The organism is Gammaproteobacteria bacterium (genome assembly GCA_029862005.1).
Lineage (GTDB): Bacteria > Pseudomonadota > Gammaproteobacteria.
Genome location: JAOTYD010000001.1, coordinates 21,057 through 41,641 on the forward strand (window position 1 = coordinate 21,057; position 20,585 = coordinate 41,641).

21 protein-coding genes are annotated in these 20,585 nt (G+C 55.0%); all 21 read left to right on the top strand.

From position 1 onward, the window contains the following. The first annotated feature begins 71 nt into the window (after positions 1-71). The 21 genes from OES20_00105 (at position 72) to atpB (ending at position 20,558) form a co-directional block, all read left to right on the top strand. Positions 72-1,118, top strand: a complete 1,047-nt coding sequence (locus OES20_00105) for an MBL fold metallo-hydrolase (GenBank protein MDH3633082.1) — start codon at positions 72-74, stop codon at positions 1,116-1,118. Positions 1,119-1,278: 160 nt separating this feature from the next. Beyond that, the gene (locus OES20_00110) at positions 1,279-2,730 is read left to right on the top strand and encodes an aldehyde dehydrogenase family protein (protein ID MDH3633083.1); all 1,452 of its coding nucleotides are present in this window, start codon (positions 1,279-1,281) and stop codon (positions 2,728-2,730) included. Further along, complete coding sequence (locus tag OES20_00115; protein ID MDH3633084.1) at positions 2,727-3,728, top strand: dipeptidase; 1,002 nt, start codon at positions 2,727-2,729, stop codon at positions 3,726-3,728. Before OES20_00110 ends, OES20_00115 begins: the two co-directional genes overlap by 4 nt. A gap of 5 nt (positions 3,729-3,733) precedes the next feature. Further along, positions 3,734-5,410, top strand: coding sequence for a hypothetical protein (locus tag OES20_00120; GenBank protein ID MDH3633085.1), 1,677 nt, complete (start codon positions 3,734-3,736; stop codon positions 5,408-5,410). Continuing rightward, positions 5,407-6,060, top strand: a complete 654-nt coding sequence (locus OES20_00125) for a DUF3726 domain-containing protein (GenBank protein ID MDH3633086.1) — start codon at positions 5,407-5,409, stop codon at positions 6,058-6,060. Before OES20_00120 ends, OES20_00125 begins: the two co-directional genes overlap by 4 nt. Positions 6,061-6,335: 275 nt before the next feature. Continuing rightward, positions 6,336-6,611, top strand: a complete 276-nt coding sequence (locus tag OES20_00130; GenBank protein ID MDH3633087.1) for a hypothetical protein — start codon at positions 6,336-6,338, stop codon at positions 6,609-6,611. 132 nt (positions 6,612-6,743) lie between these two features. Further along, positions 6,744-7,697, top strand: a complete 954-nt coding sequence (locus tag OES20_00135) for an arginine deiminase family protein (protein MDH3633088.1) — start codon at positions 6,744-6,746, stop codon at positions 7,695-7,697. 73 nt (positions 7,698-7,770) lie between these two features. Next, a complete protein-coding gene (locus OES20_00140) occupies positions 7,771-8,262 on the top strand; it encodes an SET domain-containing protein (protein MDH3633089.1) in 492 nt (163 codons plus the stop codon). 10 nt (positions 8,263-8,272) lie between these two features. Beyond that, the gene (locus OES20_00145) at positions 8,273-9,076 is read left to right on the top strand and encodes an enoyl-CoA hydratase (protein MDH3633090.1); all 804 of its coding nucleotides are present in this window, start codon (positions 8,273-8,275) and stop codon (positions 9,074-9,076) included. Continuing rightward, positions 9,073-10,704: an acyl-CoA synthetase gene (locus tag OES20_00150; GenBank protein ID MDH3633091.1), complete on the top strand. Its 1,632-nt coding sequence runs from the start codon at positions 9,073-9,075 to the stop codon at positions 10,702-10,704. The genes OES20_00145 and OES20_00150 overlap by 4 nt, the downstream gene beginning before the upstream one ends. Continuing rightward, positions 10,701-11,171 (top strand): CoA-binding protein, encoded by a 471-nt coding sequence (locus OES20_00155; protein MDH3633092.1) that lies wholly within the window; start codon positions 10,701-10,703, stop codon positions 11,169-11,171. Before OES20_00150 ends, OES20_00155 begins: the two co-directional genes overlap by 4 nt. 12 nt (positions 11,172-11,183) lie before the next feature. After that, positions 11,184-12,467 carry an O-acetylhomoserine aminocarboxypropyltransferase/cysteine synthase gene (locus OES20_00160; GenBank protein ID MDH3633093.1) on the top strand — a complete coding sequence of 428 codons (1,284 nt, stop codon included), beginning with the start codon at positions 11,184-11,186 and terminating at the stop codon, positions 12,465-12,467. Positions 12,468-12,752: 285 nt separating this feature from the next. After that, positions 12,753-13,196, top strand: a complete 444-nt coding sequence (locus OES20_00165) for an NfeD family protein (protein ID MDH3633094.1) — start codon at positions 12,753-12,755, stop codon at positions 13,194-13,196. A gap of 11 nt (positions 13,197-13,207) precedes the next feature. Continuing rightward, positions 13,208-14,143, top strand: coding sequence for a paraslipin (locus OES20_00170; GenBank protein MDH3633095.1), 936 nt, complete (start codon positions 13,208-13,210; stop codon positions 14,141-14,143). Continuing rightward, positions 14,144-14,815: an HAD family phosphatase gene (locus tag OES20_00175; GenBank protein ID MDH3633096.1), complete on the top strand. Its 672-nt coding sequence runs from the start codon at positions 14,144-14,146 to the stop codon at positions 14,813-14,815. A gap of 260 nt (positions 14,816-15,075) precedes the next feature. Continuing rightward, positions 15,076-16,965 carry a tRNA uridine-5-carboxymethylaminomethyl(34) synthesis enzyme MnmG gene (gene mnmG / locus OES20_00180; protein ID MDH3633097.1) on the top strand — a complete coding sequence of 630 codons (1,890 nt, stop codon included), beginning with the start codon at positions 15,076-15,078 and terminating at the stop codon, positions 16,963-16,965. Continuing rightward, a complete protein-coding gene (gene rsmG, locus OES20_00185) occupies positions 16,966-17,592 on the top strand; it encodes a 16S rRNA (guanine(527)-N(7))-methyltransferase RsmG (GenBank protein ID MDH3633098.1) in 627 nt (208 codons plus the stop codon). It abuts the gene before it with no gap. Beyond that, positions 17,589-18,377, top strand: a complete 789-nt coding sequence (locus OES20_00190) for a ParA family protein (protein ID MDH3633099.1) — start codon at positions 17,589-17,591, stop codon at positions 18,375-18,377. The genes rsmG and OES20_00190 overlap by 4 nt, the downstream gene beginning before the upstream one ends. A gap of 5 nt (positions 18,378-18,382) precedes the next feature. After that, the gene (locus OES20_00195; GenBank protein MDH3633100.1) at positions 18,383-19,246 is read left to right on the top strand and encodes a ParB/RepB/Spo0J family partition protein; all 864 of its coding nucleotides are present in this window, start codon (positions 18,383-18,385) and stop codon (positions 19,244-19,246) included. 103 nt (positions 19,247-19,349) lie between these two features. Next, on the top strand, positions 19,350-19,709 hold the full coding sequence (locus tag OES20_00200; protein ID MDH3633101.1) for an ATP synthase subunit I: 360 nt from the start codon (positions 19,350-19,352) through the stop codon (positions 19,707-19,709). A 6-nt stretch (positions 19,710-19,715) separates the two neighbouring features. Further along, positions 19,716-20,558 carry a F0F1 ATP synthase subunit A gene (gene atpB / locus OES20_00205; GenBank protein ID MDH3633102.1) on the top strand — a complete coding sequence of 281 codons (843 nt, stop codon included), beginning with the start codon at positions 19,716-19,718 and terminating at the stop codon, positions 20,556-20,558. Positions 20,559-20,585: the final 27 nt, after the last annotated feature.

A 20,585-nucleotide genomic window follows, 5' to 3' on the forward strand; every position in this document is an offset into this window, starting at 1 on the left:
TGGATTGGCTGTTGATCTTTCCTTGCATAAGCGCCGTATAATCTCTGCATGAGCTTGATGAGAGATATTTGATGCAACATAAGCAAACCCGGGAAACCATCCTGGGCGCGTTGTGCCTGCTGTTAGCAGGCTGCAGCTCCTATACGGGCGTGGTCTATGATCCATCGAAAGCGCATCATGGTAATGGCGAATTTGTCAGTGCCAAGCAGGGATCGTTTTTCGGACATTTCCTGATGCGTATGCGCGAGGATAGCCCACCCCCGCCTGATCCCGCGGAGATCAGATCCATCGTCGGTGCAGCTGACCAGGAGTTAATCGGGTCTTTTGCCTTGCGTCCGCGGGCAACCTGGATCGGGCATGCGACTGCACTGGTGCAGTATGATGGCGTCAGCTACCTGACCGATCCACATCTGACTCAATACCCGTTTTACTACGAAATTATCGCCAAACCGCGCTACACCCAGCCCGCTCTGACATTTGAGCAGATGCCAAAGATCGACTTCGTTTTGATTTCACACAACCATTACGATTCACTGGATCATCGTACCGTCGACATGTTCGGTGATTCGGTACTCTGGTATGTTCCGTTGGGGGTAAAGGCATGGTTTCTCAAACGCGGTATTTCCGGGGAGCGTGTCATCGAACTCGACTGGTGGGAGAGTCATCGCTTCAACGACCGGGTTGAAGTGACGATGACCCCGGCTCAGCATTGGTCGAAACGCACCCCATGGGATACCAACAAGAGCCTGTGGGGCGGCTGGTCCGTCGAAATTGCGGGTTTCAGGAGCTGGTTTGCCGGTGACACCGGCTATAACGAGGGCTATTTCAAGGAAATCGGCCAGCGCCTCGGGCCCTTTCGGCTGGCGATGATTCCGATCGGTGCCTACGCACCGAGATACTTCATGGAGAATGCACACGTCGACCCGGCTCAGGCTATCGATATTCATCTCGAGGTCAGGGCGCAACAATCGTTGCCAATTCACTGGGGTACTTTTCAGCTGACCATCGAACCGATGTTGGAACCCGCGCAACTGCTGACCGAGGAAATGACTCGGCGAGGCCTCCCGCTCGATCAGTTCCAGCCGGTTAAAATCGGCGACACCCTCATCCTCGACTAGTTCGACTGTACTCACGGCATTTCCGAAACAATGCGCCGCAGATCTCGCAGGTATTAACCAATTTCAACGAAAAATCCTGTGCTAATCTGATAATCATTGACGGCGCGCCTACCCGGATTTATGGTTTAATGCTACTTCTGAGCCGTTGCCGGGAAATATAATGTCCAACCTTAATCAAAACTTTATCGCCGGTGAATGGCTTGCCGGCGCGAGCGAAATCGCCAACATCAATCCCTCCGATTTATCAGACACCATCGGCCATTATGCACAGGCCGATAGTGCGCAGTTGCAACGCGCACTCGACGCCGCACAAGCCGCGCAGCGTGAATGGGCAGCTGCCGGAATCGAACGGAAGTACAGCGTATTGATGGCAATCGGTAACGAATTGATCGCCCGCTGCGAGGAGCTTGGCACCCTGCTTGCGCGCGAAGAAGGCAAGACCCAGCCCGAGGGTAAGGGGGAAGTTTATCGTTCCGGTCAGTTTTTCACCTACTACGCGGCCGAGGTGTTGCGCCAAATCGGCGACAATGCCGACTCGGTGCGCGAAGGCATCGAAGTCGATGTGCGCCGCGAACCGGTGGGAACCGTGGCCGTTATTTCACCCTGGAATTTCCCGACCGCGACCGCGGTCTGGAAAATAGCGCCCGCGCTCGCGTTTGGTAACGCGGTGATCTGGAAGCCCGCTAACCTGGTGCCGGCAAGCGCGGTTGCACTTGCGGAAATCATCGCGCGCCAGGACCTCCCGGCAGGATTATTCAACCTGGTCATGGGTTCGGGTAGTGGCGTCGGCCAGGAACTGGTTGAAAGCCCGCAGGTCAATGCGATCAGCTTTACTGGTTCGGTACCGGTAGGTCGAGGTATCGCGCAGTCGGCGGTGACTAACTTCACCCGGGTACAGCTGGAGATGGGCTCCAAGAACGCGCTCGCGGTAATGGATGATGCCGACCTCGACACCGCACTCGCCTGCGCACTGAATGGAGCCTTCGGCAGTGCCGGACAAAAATGTACCGCTTCTTCACGCATCGTGGTGCATAAAAATATTCATGACCGTTTCGTCGAACGCCTGGTCGAGGGCGCCAGCAACATGGTGGTTGGACATGCGCTCGAGCCTGCCACCCAGATCGGCCCGGTTTCGAGCGACGCGCAATTGCAGCAGAACCTCGCCAATGTCGAGCTCGCCAGGCAAGAGGGCGGGGAGCTGCTTTGCGGCGGGGAGCACGTCGAACGCGATACCGAGGGTTACTTTATGACACCGGCAGTATTCGCCGGAACGCGAAATGACTGGCAGGTTAATCGCGAGGAGCTGTTCGCACCGATTGCCTGCGTGATCAAGGTCGATTCCTACGACGAGGCGCTCGCAACCGTGAACGATACTCGATTCGGGCTTACCGCCGGAATTATTACCGGCAGCCTCGCGCGCGCGACGCATTTCCGCCGTAACGTCAAGACCGGCTGTGTCATGGTCAACCTGCCGACGGCCGGAACCGATTACCATGTGCCCTTCGGTGGTCGCGGCGAGTCGTCCTATGGACCCCGCGAGCAGGGACAGTATGCGAAAGAGTTCTACACCACTGTGAAGACCGCCTATATCAGCAGCGGTAACCCGGCATGAGCGGGGATGAGTTTATTGAAGGGGCCTATCGTATCGACGCACTGCAGTATGCTAACTGGTCGGAAAAAATCTTTGACCAGATGCGCGCCGGCGGGGTTGACGCAGTCCATGTCACCATTGCCTATCACGAAAACTTTCGTGAAACCGTGGCCAACATGGAGCAGTGGAACAGTTACTTCGAACGCTTTCCGCACCTGATCTTCCAGGGTTTCACCGGTGACGATGTACGCCTCGCCCGCGATACCAATCGCACCGCTATTTTTTATGGGTTTCAAAATCCTTCGCCGATGGAGGATGACATCCGCCTGGTTGAAATCCTGCATACGCTCGGTGCCCGTTTCATGCAGCTGACTTATAACAACCAGTCGCTGTTGGCCACGGGCTGTTACGAAACCGAAGACACCGGCGTCACGCGCATGGGTCGCGAGGTGATCGAGGAAATGAATCGGGTCGGGCTCGTCGTCGACATGAGCCACTCGGCCGAGCGTTCGACCCTCGATGCGATTGAAATCAGTAGCCGACCGATCGTCATTACCCATGCGAACCCGGCGTTCTGGCACCCGGCATTGCGCAACAAGTCGGAGGCAATCCTGCAAGGGCTTGGCGAAACCGGTGGCATGCTCGGTTTCAGCATGTACCCGCACCACTTGAAGGATGGTAGTGACTGCAGTTTGCAAAGCTTTTGCCAGATGATTGCCAATTGCGCCGAAATCATGGGCGTCGATCATATCGGGCTCGGCTCCGACCTGTGCCAGGATCAGCCGGACTCGGTGGTCGAATGGATGCGCGTCGGTCGCTGGACCAAGAAAATCGATTACGGTGAGGGCTCCGCCAGCAATGCCGGCTTTCCGCCGATGCCGGAATGGTTCAACGACAATCGCGACTTCGGTAATGTCGAGAAGGGCCTGCTCGAGGTCGGTTTTGACGCTGCGGATGCCGCTAAAATCATGGGTAATAACTGGTTGCGATTCTTCGACGAAAATTTTGGACCGGTTTAACAGGCATGAAAAATTTCGCTGACAACAACCCGATGCCGGCGGCGGCAGATTACCGCAGACCACCCGAGGTGGTGATGCGGCTTGCGCGCATGGGTAGCTTTCACCAGACCCGACTGTCGTTTATGCGCACGCTGTTGCGGCGCCTCAAACGGGAGGACTGGAAATTCAAGCGCAGCCTGTGGGCGATCGATGACCAGGGGTTCGGGCGAGCGGTATACACGGTTTTCGGACCCGAGCGAACTTACTCGCTGGTTGCTTTTTCGCACGACCTGCCGGACGAAATGCGTTCCGATCGCGTTATTGCAACAGCCTGGGATGCGACTTTCGCGCTGTATGATGGTATTCCGAACACGGCTGATCTCGATCGTCTCGAGCAGAACGTACCCAAACAGGAGGCAGGCAGAATTTCTGACTCCGAGCTCAGCCTGTCACGGGCCAACCGTTCTGTGCGGCTCTGGCAGCACGTGATCGATCGCCTGTCGACGGGTAAACAACCGGATCGTGACCAGCTTGAAGCGGTAGGTTACCTGGTGCGCACGACCGCGGTTTACGGTTCCGGTAAATTCGGTGCCGCCGATCGCCTGACGATTGCCGAACGTCCCGAGCTCAGCGGGCCGTTTCAGGCCGAATTGCTATCGGTATGGCTGACGCGCGCGTTTTCGATCGACCTGGTCGAGCATATTGCCCGTGCGCAGGGCGGTGATCAGGCGGTCACCATCGATCCGGAATTGCGCCGCCGCATCGGCGTGGGTAATTCGACCGGACTTGGCATGGCGCCGTTTCTGATCAATCATCCGGCACTCCTCAATAACTGGATGATGGCACGCGAAGAAGCCCTCGCACGCGTGCGTTCATTACCCGAGACCGAGCCGGCAGCTGTCGATGCGTTCAAACAGCATTTCGAACAGGCTCGCTTCAACGTCTCGCAATGGCATTCGGAGCACCCGATCCAGATTGAAAAATTGAAATCCCTGACCTCTGACCTGGAGCAAATGGCAGGCTACATTGTCAATGAGTCGCTTAGCGATGATCATCCCTGGGACCGGTTCTATCGTTGGGCCGAGGATAACCTGTCACTGGAAGGCCAGGAGCAGCTGGTATCACTGCTACTCGAACCCTACGGCGAGTTGGTCGATGAATTGGCGCAGTGTATGGACGCTGATGAGCATGTAAGCTTTTTTATCGATGGCGCAATGCCGGTTGCGCGCCTGCAGGAGATAATCGATACCCAGTGCCGCTGGGCCCTGGGTGTTGACTACGACCTTCCCGAAAATCATGCCCGTTTTTGGTACACCTCGGCGGAGAAACTGGAGCCGCGCGTCGGTGAGCGGTTCGAGGAAACCGGTGCTGAATATGAACTGCCGCTTGGCGTAGGCCGTGATATCAAGCTGATGTCTACGGAATTACAGGCATGGCGTGGCGGGTCGACGACTGCGGAATTTCTGCTGGCCCACCCCGAGCATCGCCACACGGCACGACGGGTGCAAAACCTGGCTTCGTGTCCCTACGCCGAAATCCAGGACAACCTGATTGCGGCCGACATGCTGCCGATCGATATTCTGCGTTGCAAGCTGTCGTACTTCGGCGCCACTAAATTTGATCCGCGCTCGGATCGCTGGGTACGTATCTGCATGTACCAGGATGCGCCCTTTCCACACGAGTTACTCGTCGCGGCACCGTGAGCTATAACCTCACGCTCGCCGAATCTGAATCCTACCTGCGCAAGGCTGCGCGCGCCTGTGGTCTCGACTGGGGAATCGCCGAGGAGGCTGGCAAGGCGGCACGCTGGCTGGCCGCCTTTAATTTGCCAGGCCCCGAAATCATGCTTGCCCATCTGCAGGATCTCAAAGGCCAGAACTACCGCAGTTTTGTTCCGGATTGCAGCACCCAACCCTGGCAGTCCAGCGGCGCTCTGCTGTGTCCGATCATTACGGGAGCGGCGCTTGCCGATCGCTCGGCACAGATGCTCGAAGGTGCACAATTCAGTCTTGGCCCCACCGCCTATCCGCTGTTACTTGCCGCAACCGTGGGACAGGCAGCCCGTTGTCACCAGACGGTGTTTACCACTGCCTGGGCCGGGGTGAGCGTGAGCTGTTTTGAGAACGGGCTCAGCATTGAAGGTAATCGGGATGACTTGACTTTATCGGTTGTCGACGCGGCCAGTTGTTATCGCGACGACCTGGAGATTCCTCAACAAATGCCCTCGACGTTGGCTTATAAAATCGATAGTGCAGCTTTTAAAAAGATTGCTGAACTTGCCTTCCAGACTTATGCGCCAGCCACCGAAGCGTCACGCGCCGGTGCCGGTGCCGGACTCACCGACAACGATTAGACCAGGATCATCCAGATCCCCGAATCCGATATTAGATCATGCTGAACAGAGATATGTAGACCTATCTAGTGTAGAATTGGCGGGATTCGACGAAGTCGACCGAATACACCACATGGATTTTAAGCAAAATATCCGCAAGCTAACTGCCCTGGTTCCAGAACTGAGACAAGTCCTGCCGCACGCGGCCAGGCTTTCAAATGACATCGAGAAACTCGCTAAAGGCTCGCTGAGATACCCCATGCCACAGCCTGATTATTACGGATTTAGGAAAATATATGGTTAAGTCATCCGACAGTGAACTAGATGTACGCAAGTTTCCCGTTACTAGCATCGAGAAAACGGATCCTCCAAAGGGTGTGACCGAGGGCGAGTGGTACGAATACGTAATCGGCCAGGGCACGTCCGAAATCAAGGGCAAACGCTCCGGCAGCCTCAAGTCGGTTACCGCCTACGTCAAGGAATACGCCGAGAATCTCAACCAGCGCTCGACACTCGGATACTCGGCTTATGCTGCGCGCAAACCAGCCGTCAAAACCCCCGCTAAAACCTGATACCGGCCGGGCGCTGCGGAGAAGCCTTGCGCACAGCGTCATCGCTTAGCGGCCTGCTATTCTTCGTTACTTGTAGACACGACCGGGCAGGTAATATACTCCAGTCCTCGCGCCGCGGCCCGGAGTATTCCAATGAACGCACCTGTCAGCAACCCTGAAATCATACAAAATCCCCTGCGCGCCCGGAAAATCGGCGGTGGAACGCAGGAAATGACCGAGTGGTACCTGAAATCCGAAACCGGACCCCTGCTCGATGTGCTGCTGGGACCGGTCGATACTTTCCGTTGGCTAGGCCCTGAAAACGCCGAATTCAGCTCTCTGGTTCGCGATTCACTGCGTCGGGGCCGGATTTACGACCCGGCGCTGGCCGCAAGTCAGCATGCCGAAATGGTCCATGCGTATCAACAGGCCGGCACCCAATGTCATTTTCTTCCCGTGGATGAAGGCACGCCGATGCAGGTGTATGCGCGGGATTCTTCGTTTATGACGCCCTACGGTGCCGTCATCTGTCAACTGGCCAATCCCAGGCGTCGCGGTGAATACGCACCCGCGCTGCGTTTTTACCTGGAAAATAATGTTCCCATTTACGAAATGGTATCGATGGGTAATTTTGAAGGTGGAGATTTTAATATTATCAGGCCGGGCGTTGCGCTGGTCGGGTATACCGATCATCGCAGCGAGGGTGTTGCAGCCCGGCAGGTAGCCCAGTGGTTTATCGATGAGGGTTGGGAAATCAAGTTTGCCCCGATCGATCCCTTCTACGTGCACATCGACTTGATGGTCTGCATGCTGACAGAAAATTGTGCCGCGGTTTGCCTTGAAACCACCGATGACGATATTGTCGACTGGTTGAAACAGAAAAAAATCGAAATTGTACCGGCGACATTCGCGGAGACCATGGCGCTTGGTTGTAATGTCGTGGCGCTTGGAAACGACAAGGTATTATCGACCCGGGTAGCAAAAGACCTGAACCAGAAAATGCGCGCCATCGGGCTTGAAGTCTATGACCCGGATATGACGATGTTTACCTGGGCCGGAGGCGGCGTCCATTGCATGTGCCAACCTTTACGCCGGGATCCAGCTTAACCGGTTTAGCCATTGCCTGTTTGATGATCAAAAGTCTGTCTTTGCGGCGAATCGTTCGCGCCCGGAACCCGAAATGAAGACCTGGCGCTCGCCCAGCATCGAGGTCCGGCAGGACACCCTGTCCGGGCGTGGCGTGGTCGCAATTGCGGATATCGCCAGGGATGAAATTGTTGCGATCAAGGCAGGCAATATTATCACCCGCGCAGAACTCAATCAGGCAACCGCTGCTGCCGGTGACATGGCCTTGCAGATCGACGACGATTTTTACCTTGCCCCACGCACTGCCGATGAAGTGGAGGATATGTCGGTATTTATCAATCACTCCTGCGAACCGAATGTCGGCTTTCGCGGGCAGGTGGTCTATGTCGCGATGCGCGACATCAAGGCGGGTGAAGAATTGTTCCATGATTACTCGATGGAGCGTTCTGACGATTACAGGCTCGATTGTCATTGCGGAAGTGCTTTATGTCGGGGTAAGGTAACCGGTCAGGACTGGAAACTTCCCGAATTGCAACAACGCTACGGGGATTATTTTTCGATTTATATCAGGAACAAGTTTCAGTGAGGATAGGCTTATGAATGTCGCAGCCGACCCGGTAGTCGATCAACCCATTCTGTTGCGCGAAGACAGCGACGGGATTACCACGCTGACGCTGAATCGCCCGCGGCAATACAATGCGCTTTCCGGCGAGATGCTAACCGAATTGCAGGCGGCGCTCGACGATATCGGACAGGACGATTCGATTCGCGTCGTCATTATCGGTGCAAGCGGCAAGGCGTTTTGCCCCGGCCATGATCTGAAGGAAATGCGCAGCAGCGAAGAGCGCGAGTTTCACCAGGCCCTGTTTAATCAATGCAGCAAGATGATGTTGACGATCAACCAGTTGCAGCAGCCCGTTATAGCCCGGGTCAACGGTATCGCCACCGCCGCTGGTTGCCAGCTGGTCGCAAATTGCGATCTTGCGGTAGCGTCAGACGAGGCGCGTTTCGCCGTGTCGGGGATCAACGTCGGCCTGTTCTGTTCAACCCCGGCGGTACCGTTAAGCCGCAACATGGGGCGCAAGCAGGCAATGCATATGCTGCTGACCGGTGATTTTATTTCGGCCCCGACCGCTCAACAGTGCGGTTTGATCAACGAAGTCGTGCCTGTCGCTGAACTTGAGCAGGCAACCCTCGCATTGGCGCAGAAAATCGTCGCCAAGTCCGCACATGCGATAAAGCTTGGTAAGGATATGTTTTATAAGCAGTTGCCGATGGATTTGTCCGACGCCTATGCTTACGCCGCCGAACGCATGACCTGCAACATGGATTCGCACGATGCGCGTGAAGGCATCGACGCTTTTATTCAAAAACGCAAACCCGAATGGAAAGGGAATTGAATTCGTCCAGTCAGTATTCGACCGATCTTGACAAGAACGCGGCTAACTATTCACCTCTTTCGCCGTTGACTTTTATTGAGCGTGCGGCCTCGGTATACCCCGATCGCAATGCGCTGATCTACGGTGCCAAACAGCAGACCTGGGAGCAGACCTATGCCAGGTGCCGACGGTTTGCATCGGCGTTGCAAAAACATGGATTGCAACAGGACGAAACCGTCGCATTGATGCTGCCCAATGTTCCAGCGATGTATGAAGCCCATTTCGCAATCCCGATGGCGGGCGGAGTGATTAATGGTCTCAATATTCGGCTTGATGCCGACGCTATCGCGTTTCAACTAAAGCACGGTGACGCAAAAGTTTTGCTAACCGATCGCGAGTTTTCAGACACCATAGAAGCCGCCGTTTCCCAGCTTGAAAACAGACCCCTGATCATCGATGTTGATGATCCCGAATTTGGTGGTGGTGAGCTTGTCGGTAATTTTGAGTATGAAGATTTTCTCAAGCTTGGTGATGCTGAATTCAGTTGGCAACCGCCGCGGGATGAATGGCAGGCGATCGCGCTTGGTTATACCTCGGGCACCACCGGAGATCCCAAGGGCGTGGTGACTCATCATCGCGGCGCCTACCTGAACGCGGTGTCGAATGTACTTGGCTGGAATATGAGCGCTCACCCGGTTTACCTGTGGACATTACCTTTATTTCACTGCAACGGCTGGTGTTTTCCGTGGACGATCGCCGCGTTGAATGGAACCAATGTGTGTTTGCGTGCAGTCAGGGCGGACGATATCTTCAACGCGATCAAGCAGCACAATGTCACCCATCTTTGCGGTGCGCCGATCGTCATGAACCTGATGGCCAATGCCGACGAGGAATTAAAAGCGGGTGTTGATCACCAGGTGAATATCATGACGGCCGCGTCGGCTCCACCGCCGGCGATACTCGAGGCGATGCAGAAATTGAATTTCAAAGTGACTCATGCCTATGGTCTGACTGAAGTGTATGGTCCGGCAGTAGTATGTGCCTGGCACGAGGAGTGGGACGAATTATCGACTGCCGAACAGGCAGCCATGAAAGCCCGCCAGGGCGTGCGTTACCCGATGTTGGAGGAACTCGTAGTCATGGATCCCGGGACCATGAAGCCGGTGCCACGTGATGGAGAAACCATCGGCGAAATCATGTTCCGGGGCAATATCGTTATGAAGGGATACCTGAAAAATCCCCGTGCCAGTGAAGAAGCCTTTGCTGGCGGTTATTTCCACAGCGGCGACCTCGCGGTTTGTCATCCGGACGGTTATATCCAGATCATGGATCGCTCCAAGGACATCATCATTTCCGGCGGCGAAAATATTTCCAGTATCGAGGTTGAAGGGACGCTGTATCGTCACCCCGCCGTTCTGGAAGCTGCGGTTGCCGGCATGCCCGATGAAAAATGGGGCGAAACGCCCTGCGCGTTTGTCACGTTGCACGATGATGCGGGTGCAGTAAACGAGCAGGAAATAATCGATTTTTGTCGCACAAACATGGCGCATTTCAAGGCCCCACGTAAAGTGGTATTTGGATCCTTACCGAAAACTTCGACCGGTAAAATTCAGAAGTTTGTTTTGCGCGAGCGTGCCAAAAGACTATGACCGATATTAATACACTGCGCCGAATCCTGATCGAGAATAAACGCGTTGCGATCGTCGGACTTTCCGACAACTGGTCCCGACCGAGTAACTTTGTCGGTAAGTACCTGCTAGAGCATGGCTTCGAAGTGATTCCCGTGAATCCGAAGTACGACGAAATTCTCGGGCAGAAATGCTATGCCGATCTAAAAGATATTCCGACCCCGGTTGATATCGTCGATCTGTTTCAGCGCTCCGATCGCGTCATGCCGTTTGTCGAGGACGCAATCAAAATCGGCGCCAAGGTAGTGTGGATGCAGCTCGGTATCGTTAACGAGGAAGCGGCGCAAAAAGCCCGCGACGCGGGACTCGAAGTCATCATGGATCGTTGCGTCAAGATCGAGTATGCGCGGTTATTTGGTGGGCTCAATACGGCAGGGGTAAATACTGGCGTAATTTCATCTCAACGACCAACCGTATTTAACCGGTAAGCGGGGCAGACCATGGCCGATCGAAAATTTGGAATCGAAACCCTGTGTTTGCACGCGGGGCAAATCCCGGATCCGATCACAGGTGCGCGCGCGGTACCGATTTACCAGACCACGTCCTACGTGTTTGATGATGCCGAGCATGCCGCCAGCCTGTTTAACCTGCAGACCTTCGGCAATACCTATGTACGCCTGACCAACCCGACCACCGCGGTGTTCGAGGAGCGCATGGCAGCGCTCGAAAATGGCCGTGCCGCACTCGGTGTCAGTTCGGGCATGGCGGCACAAATGACCGCTATCCTGACGCTGATGCAGCAGGGTGACGAGCTGGTATCCGCGAAGACCCTTTACGGGGGTACTTTTTCTCAATTCGATGTCACTTTTCGCAAGATGGGGATCGAGACGACGTTTGTCGATTCCGACGACCCCGAAAATTTTCGTAAGGCAATCACTGCTAAAACCAGGGCACTTTATGCGGAAACCATCGGCAACCCTACTAATAATATTATCGATATCGAAGTCATCGCCGAGATCGCCCACGATGCAGGTATACCGTTAATCGTAGACAGTACCTTTGCGACGCCTTACCTGTGCAAGCCGATCGATTTCGGCGCCGATATCGTGGTGCATTCGGCGACCAAGTTTATCGGCGGGCACGGTACCAGCATGGGAGGTGTCATGATCGAATCCGGCAAGTTCGACTGGGACAACGGCAATTTCCCGGGCATGACCGAACCATCGGCCGGTTATCACGGTATTCGTTTTTACGAAACTTTCGGTGATTTCGGTTTCACGATGAAGGCGCGCTGCGAAACCCTGCGCACGCTGGGACAGGCCATGAGCCCGTTCAACGCATTCATGATGCTGCAGGGAATCGAAACCCTGCCGGTGCGCATGGATCGCCACTGTGCCAATGCCATTGGAGCAGCCAAATTCCTGCAGGATCATCCGGCAGTCGGATGGGTTAATTACGCCGGTCTCGAAGAGAATCCTTACCAGCCCCTGGTTAAAAAGTATTTACCCAAGGGCGCCAGTTCCATTTTTACCTTCGGCGTCAAGGGTGGCGCGGCGGCGGGCGAGAAATTTATCAACAGTGCCCAGTTCATGAGTCACCTTGCCAACGTGGGTGACGCGCGTACGCTGATTATTCACCCGGCATCGACCACTCACCGCCAGCTCAGCGAGGAGCAGCAAATCGCGGCCGGGGTCACCCCGGACATGGTGCGTATCTCGGTCGGGCTCGAAACCCTGGACGATATCCTGTGGGATCTCGACCAGGCACTCAACCAGTCCCAGTAGAGTAATTTGCCCTCGACCTGGCCTAGTCGGTTCAGTGTCCACTCAAATTGTGCCAAAGCCACCGCGGGATAACGCCCCCAAAAGGCGCTCCCAACCGGCGTAAACGCCGGTCGGTCCATCCATGGAATCGCTTGGAGCACGGCATCCATGCCGCGCTACACTTTTGGGGGCGTTATCCCGCGGTGGCTCTTCGCGAGAGACCATGACTGCATGGAAGCGGGACGAATGGCTTGACTGTGCCCGCATCGGGGCTAAGATGAATTCTGAATATGACGGGAGAACGCTATGCCCTGGTGGGGATGGATGATAGTCGGTGCGTTGCTGCTTGGCTCGGAACTAATGATTGTCGATGCCGGTTTCTACCTCGTGTTTCTCGGCATAGCGGCAGCCATAACCGGGCTGATCGAGCTTGCCGGGGCCGATCTCGAACCCTGGGTGCAGTGGATACTGTTCTCGATCATCGCGCTGGTGTTCATGGTTCTGTTCCGTAAAAAACTTTACGCCAAGTTGCGCGGTTCCGGTATCGGCTACGAGGTTGGACCGACGGGTGAAATCGTCACTGTCGAGCAGGCCTTGCAACCTGGCGAAACCGGGCGCATGGCTTATCGCGGTACCGAATGGACCGTGGTCAATACCAGCGACCAGGCTTTTGAGCAGGGGCAGCACGTTCAGATCAGCAGCGTAGACGGGCTTACGTTGAAGCTCGACGCCGTCAAAACCCAAGAATAATGGAGAACATCATGTACGGTAATTTCGCTTTCTGGGTATCGATTGCAATCGCGATCGTCGTCATTCTCGTCATTTTCAAAACCGCGGTGGTGGTGCCGCAACAAAGCGCCTTTGTGGTCGAAAGCCTGGGTAAATACAGCCGCACGCTGCGCGCGGGCTTTCACATCCTGATACCGTTTATCGAACGGGTAGCCTATCGGCATAGCCTTAAGGAGCTGGCGCTCGATATCCCCGAGCAGGTCTGTATTACCAACGATAATGTGCAGGTCGGGGTCGACGGCGTGCTCTACCTGCAGGTGCTCGACCCGGAACGCGCTTCGTACGGCATTTCTGACTACGTGTTTGCGATCTCGCAGCTAGCGCAAACCACGCTGCGGAGCGAAATCGGCAAGATCGCGCTGGATCGAACCTTCGAGGAGCGCGCGATGATAAACGCCAGCGTCGTCGCCGAACTCGACAAGGCATCGGACCCCTGGGGCGTCAAGGTTTTGCGTTACGAGATCAAGAACATCAATCCTCCACAGGATGTGCTCAGTGCGATGGAAAAACAGATGCGCGCGGAACGTGAAAAACGTGCGGTGATCCTGACTTCCGAAGGTGAGCGGGATGCCAAGATCAACGAGGCCGAGGGTGAAAAGCAGCGCGTCATCAAGGAATCGGAGGCCGCCAAGCAGCAACAGATCAACGAGGCCGCGGGTGAAGCCGAGGCGATACTCGCGGTAGCTACCGCAACCTCGAAGGGATTATACCGGGTAGCCCAATCGCTGGTCGTCGAGGGTGGCGATGCCGCGATGCATCTGCGCATCGCCGAGGCTTACATCACGCAGTTCGGCAACCTGGCCAAGGAGGGCAATACCCTGGTCGTGCCATCGAACCTGACCGACCTGTCGTCGATGATTGCGCTGGCAACCACCATTGCGAAAAAAGAGCCGCCCGGGACGGTTTAATTGGGTAACAGTTTTGACCTGATTATCTTCGATTGCGACGGGGTGCTGGTTAACAGCGAGCGCGTCGCTAACGAAGTGTTCGCGAGTGTACTGGAAGAGGTTTGCGGCCTGCAGTTCACCCTCGAAGACATGTTCGATACCTTCGTCGGACACTCACGCGATCAGTGCCTGCAAAAAATCGAGGCCATCATCGGCGAGCCACCCCCTCCAGAACTTGATCGTCGCTACCAGCAGGATATCAATCGCGCACTGGCAGAATCCGTTGCCGCGATCGACGGCATCGAAACTGTATTGGAGCAGCTGGCCCTGCCTTATTGCGTTGCATCGAGTGGCTCCCACGACAAGATGCGCTTGACCCTGGGTAAAACCGACCTGATCCGCTTTTTTACCAATAAGATTTTCAGTACCAGTGATGTTGAACGCGGCAAACCGCACCCCGATATCTACCTGCATGCCGCGCAGACCATGGGAATCGACGATCCCGGACGCTGCCTCGTCATCGAAGACAGCCCCATCGGCGTCACTGGCGCGGTCGCCGCGGGCATGAAAGTTTTCGGATTTGCTGAGCTCATGCCCGCGCACAGGCTCCACGGCAGCGGTGCCCACATCGTGTTTGATCGCATGCACGACCTCCCAGACCTCATCGCCACCCACTCCCCTGGTAGCGAGTAACGTCACCTCCCTTTCACCGGAATGACCCCCTTTGTTTCCAAAGTTAGTAAGGTTGGAGCTACGTCGGGTATATGCCTCCAAAAGTGTAGCGCGGCAGGGATGCCGCGCTCCAAGCGATCCCATGGATGGGCCAACTGGCGCTCGCGCCAGTTGGAAGCGACTTTTGGAGGCATATACCCGACGTAGCGTTCGAAGCGATTTTTTGGAAAAGGCGGACTATTGCGCTAGAATGCGCGCCCTTTTTGGTATTATGACCGGTTATGGAATTTAACAAGCGTTTCGATGTGATTGTGGTCGGCGGCGGGCATGCGGGCACCGAGGCCGCGCTCGCGGCTGCGCGCATGGGTGTCGAGACGCTGCTGCTGACACACAGTATCGAAACCCTGGGGCAGATGTCCTGCAATCCGGCAATCGGTGGTATTGGCAAGGGTCACCTGGTCAAGGAAATCGATGCCCTCGGTGGCGAAATGGCACTTGCCGCCGACAAGGCCGGTATCCAGTTCAGAATACTGAATCGCCGTAAGGGTCCCGCGGTGCGCGCGACACGCGCCCAGGCCGACCGCCAACTGTACCGCATGGCGATTCGCGAAAAGCTCGAAAACCAGCCGGGCCTGTCGATATTCCAGCAGCCCGTGGTTGACCTGCTCGAAAACGGAACTGCGATTGAAGGTGTAGTGACACAAATGGGGGTACGTTTTTATGCACCCTGCGTGGTACTGACCGTCGGCACCTTTCTCGATGGTAAGATTCACATCGGTGATTCGAACTATGCCGGCGGGCGTGCCGGTGATCCGCCGGCGACCGCACTCGCCGAACGACTGCGCGCGCGTCCGTTTCGAATCGGTCGTTTAAAGACCGGGACCCCGCCACGCATCGATCGCAAAACAATCGATTTCACGCGGCTCGAGGAACAGCCTGGCGATGATCCACTGCCGGTATTTTCAACCATGGGTAGCCTCGATTTGCACCCGCAGCAGATCAGTTGTCATATCACCCATACCAATGCAAAAACCCACGATATCATCCGCGAAAGTCTGCACCGATCGCCGCTGTTCAGTGGTGACATCGAGGGTGTTGGTCCGCGCTATTGTCCATCGATCGAAGATAAAGTCGTGCGCTTCGCTGACAAGAATTCGCACCAGGTATTTGTTGAGCCCGAGGGCCTGAAACTCGGCGAGATTTACCCCAACGGGATATCCACCAGCCTGCCCTTTGACGTGCAGTGCAAGCTCGTGAACAGCATGGTCGGATTCGAACAAGCGCAAATAACGCGCCCGGGATACGCGATCGAGTACGATTATTTTGATCCACGCGATCTGCGCACAACGCTGGAAACCCGGTTCATCGAAGGGCTGTATTTTGCCGGGCAAATCAACGGCACGACCGGTTACGAAGAGGCGGCGGCGCAGGGGTTGATGGCGGGTGCCAATGCCGCGGCGAGGGTGCAGGGTAAGAAGCCGCTTGAACTGAAGCGTTCAGAAGCTTACCTGGGAGTGCTGGTCGATGATTTGATCACGCGCGGCACCAACGAACCTTATCGCATGTTTACTTCGCGCGCCGAGTACCGGCTGATGCTGCGCGAAGACAACGCGGACCTGCGTCTGACCGAAACCGGGCGTGAACTCGGTCTGGTCGAAGACGAGCGCTGGCAGTCTTTCGAACAGTACCGTGAACAGCTCGAACGTTTGAACCAGGCACTGCGCGATCAATGGTTACGGCCCGATACGGACGCTGCCCTGGCCCTGGGTGAAGTTTTACGCAAGCCGGTAACGCGTGAATATCGATATAGCGAAATGCTGAAACGCCCCGAAATTGAAATCGGTCACCTGATACCTTTTATCAAAGATAGCGGGTCTTTTCCGCCAAAGGTACACGCCCAGGCCGAGGTCAATGCCAAGTACGCCGGCTATCTTGATCGCCAGCAACAGGAAATTGAAAAAGCCACTCAGCACGAGCAAACCGAGTTACCAGAAGACCTCGACTACAGCGAGGTCCGCGGGCTTTCCAATGAAGTTTGCCAGAAGCTGGCGCAGCATCGTCCGGCCACGATTGGTCAGGCAAGCCGCATTTCAGGTATTACCCCGGCCGCTATTTCTTTGTTATTGGTGCACCTGAAGCGGCATCAGTACCAGGCCAGAAAGACGGCTTGAATGAATCTCGCTGGTGAACTCCGCGCAGGTACCGAGGCGCTGGGAATCACGCTCCAACAATCTCAGCACGATCAATTACTCGAGTACCTGCGGCTTCTTGAAAAGTGGAACCAGGTTTATAACCTGACCTCGATTCGCGGATTACCGCGCATGCTGAGCTATCACTTGCTGGACAGTCTCTCGGTTTTGCCACTGCTGGTTAACGGCCGGAAAGCGATTGATGTCGGTAGCGGTGCGGGTCTGCCAGGAATTCCGCTTGCAATTGCCATGCCTGACGTCATCTGGATTCTTCTCGACAGCAATGCGCGCAAGACTCGATTCATACGCCAGGCGATTGCGCATTGTGGTCTGAAAAATGCGCAAGTTGTACAGTCACGGGTTCAGGACTATCATGCGCCGGACGCGCTGGATTTCATCGTTAGCCGTGCCTATGCACCGCTGGCGGAATTTTGCGATAGCGTCGCCCACTTGATGGAACCTAAAACCCGATTGATTACCATGAAAACCGGACTCAGGCAGGAAGAGGTAAAGCAGCTGGATACCGGCAGGTTTGCCTACAAAGAGAAAACCATAAAAGTACCCGGCATCGTCGAAAGCCGCAGCCTGGTTACAATTAGCGCGCTATGACCAGGACCATTACCATAGCCAATCAAAAAGGCGGGGTTGGTAAAACCACCACCACGGTCAACCTCGCGGCCGCACTGGCGGCAACCAGGCGACGGGTATTGCTGGTCGATATGGATCCACAGGGTAATGCCACTATGGGCAGCGGGATCGATAAAAATGAATTGATACTCAGTGTCTGCGATGTGTTGCTCGGCGAAGCCAGCGCGACCCAGGCGTTACAATATTCGAGCGGGGCCGGTTACGATATTTTACCGTCCAATGCTGATCTTACCGCGGCCGAGGTGCAGCTGGTGAACAAGATCGGTCGTGAACGGCAGTTGACACTTGCCCTCGAAACGTTACGCGACAACTACGAATATATCCTTATTGATTGTCCGCCATCATTGAATATGCTGACGGTCAATGCGCTGGTTGCCGCCGATGGTGTTATGATTCCGATGCAATGCGAATACTACGCGCTCGAAGGCCTGTCCTCGTTGCTCGATACGATCGAGCAGATCCGCATCAGCGTCAACCCGGAAATTCGGCTCGAAGGCTTGCTGCGCACGATGTATGACCCGCGTAACAACCTTTCCGGTGATGTTTCCAATGAACTGGTCGAGCATTTTGGCGATCGCGTGTATCGCACTGTAATCCCGCGCAATGTCGCGCTTGCCGAGGCTCCGAGTTATGGCCAAACGATCTTGAACTACAGTAAGAATTCGCGCGGCTCGATGGCCTATCTTGCGCTGGCCGGAGAAGTGCTGCGGCGGGATGCCAAGCAAAACCATTACCTGACACAATGACTACTATGAAAAAAAAGCGCCTCGGAAGAGGACTCGGATCGTTAATCGGTAATCTCGATGATCTCACCGCCGAGGCAGGTAGGGATCAGTTAACCGGCCTGACTGAAATTGATATCGATCGGATTCAGCGTGGCAAGTACCAGCCACGGCAGGTATTTGAACAGGAGTCCCTGCAGGAACTGGCTGATTCGATTCGCGTCCAGGGCATCGTGCAACCCATTGTCGTTCGCGCCGAGGGCAGCCATTTCGAACTGGTAGCAGGTGAACGACGCTGGCGCGCCGCGCAGCTTGCCGGTTTGCAGAAAATACCTGCGGTAATTCGTGAGCTGGATGCAAAATCGGCCGCCGCCATCGGCCTGATCGAAAATATCCAGCGCGAGGATTTAAACCCGCTCGAGCAGGCACAGGCATTTTCGCGCTTGATTGAAGAATTTGACCTTACGCATCAACAGGTTGCGGATTCTGTGGGGCGCTCTCGCGCAGCCGTCAGCAACCTGCTGCGCCTGCTCGATCTTGCCGAACCGGTTAAACAGCAGGTCAACAAGGGCTTGCTCGACATGGGACATGCGCGTGCGCTGCTGGCGCTCATTCGCCATGACCAGATCGAAATTGCCAAACTGGTCGTCAATCGCGGCCTGTCGGTGCGGGAAACCGAATTGCTGGTTAAAAGAACGCTGGCCGCCGCAAACACTGTAAAAGTCAAACCGAAGGCCTCGGATCCTGACATCAAACGGCTGGAGAACCAGATCAGTGAAAAGCTGGGCGCAAATGTCAAAATCAGGCCGGGGAAAAAGGGCTCCGGACAGCTTGTAATCAGCTTTCACAGTGCCGCAGAACTCGATGGAATCCTCGAACATTTGTCTTTATAAATATATTTGTTCGGGTCATTGATTATTCTCGTTTAACTCGTTTATACTCTTGATCCGCTTTTTCAGACGGGTACTGAGGCTCGGATTGTGCCTGTAAAAAGCGATGAAAAATCAGATTACTAGGATACTGGTCTTTCAATACATTCTGGGGGCTACTTACCTGATAGTTACAGGTCTCTGGGATATAGCGTTTATGCCATCGGCCCTGGTTGGATGCCTCGCCGCGCTGTTACCGAAAACATATTTCAGTATCAGAATGCTGCGAGTGACAGAAAATAATAATGCGCCGCAATGGTTGGGTTACGTGTATCGGTCCGCGATCGGGAAATGGGTGATCATGAGCATGATACTGGTGCTTGCCTTCACTTCGGGTTATTCCTGGGATCCGGTTGTTTTGTTTGTCGGGTTTGTAATGATCCAGCTATCCGGCTGGTTTGCACCGTTTGTTACAAAAGGTAATTGATCTAATATGGCTAGTGATTACGCTAATTCTGGCGAATACATCAAGCACCACCTGACCAACCTGGTATACGGGCAGCATCCAGATGGCAGCTGGGGTATTGCTCACGGTGCCGACGAAATCAAGGAAATGGGTTTCTGGTCGATCAATGTCGATTCGATGTTGTTTTCAATCGGCCTCGGATGTTTTTTCCTGTGGATATTCCGCCAGGCCGCCAAAAAAGCCTCCACCGATGCCCCGAGCGGGCTACAAAATTTTATTGAAATGTTGATCGAGTTTATCGATGACTCGGTACGCGGATCATTCAGTGGCAAGAATCCGCTGGTTGCACCGCTGGCGCTGACCATCTTCGTCTGGATATTCCTGATGAACCTGATGGACCTGGTTGCCGTCGACCATATTCCCTGGCTCGCGAGCCTGATGGGAATTCCTTATCTGAAAATCGTGCCGAGTACCGATCCAAACGTGACTTTCGGTATGTCGCTATCGGTTTTCGCGCTGGTCCTGTATTACAGCGTCAAGATGAAGGGGCCCGGCGGTTTTTTTGCCGAACTGGCCTTTCATCCCTTCCCTAAATTCATGATGCCGATCAACCTTGTGCTTGAAGGCGTCACCCTGATTGCAAAACCCGTTTCACTTGCCTTGCGTTTGTTCGGCAATCTCTATGCCGGTGAAATGATATTCATCTTGATAGCCCTGATGTACAGCGGTGGCTGGATACTCAAGATATCGGGAGGATTTTTGCAACTGGGTTGGGCGATATTTCATATCCTGATTATTACCTTGCAGGCGTTTATCTTCATGACGCTGACCATCGTATACCTGGATATGGCATCGCAGACAGATCACTAAACTTTATATTTAACACACTCTAAATTA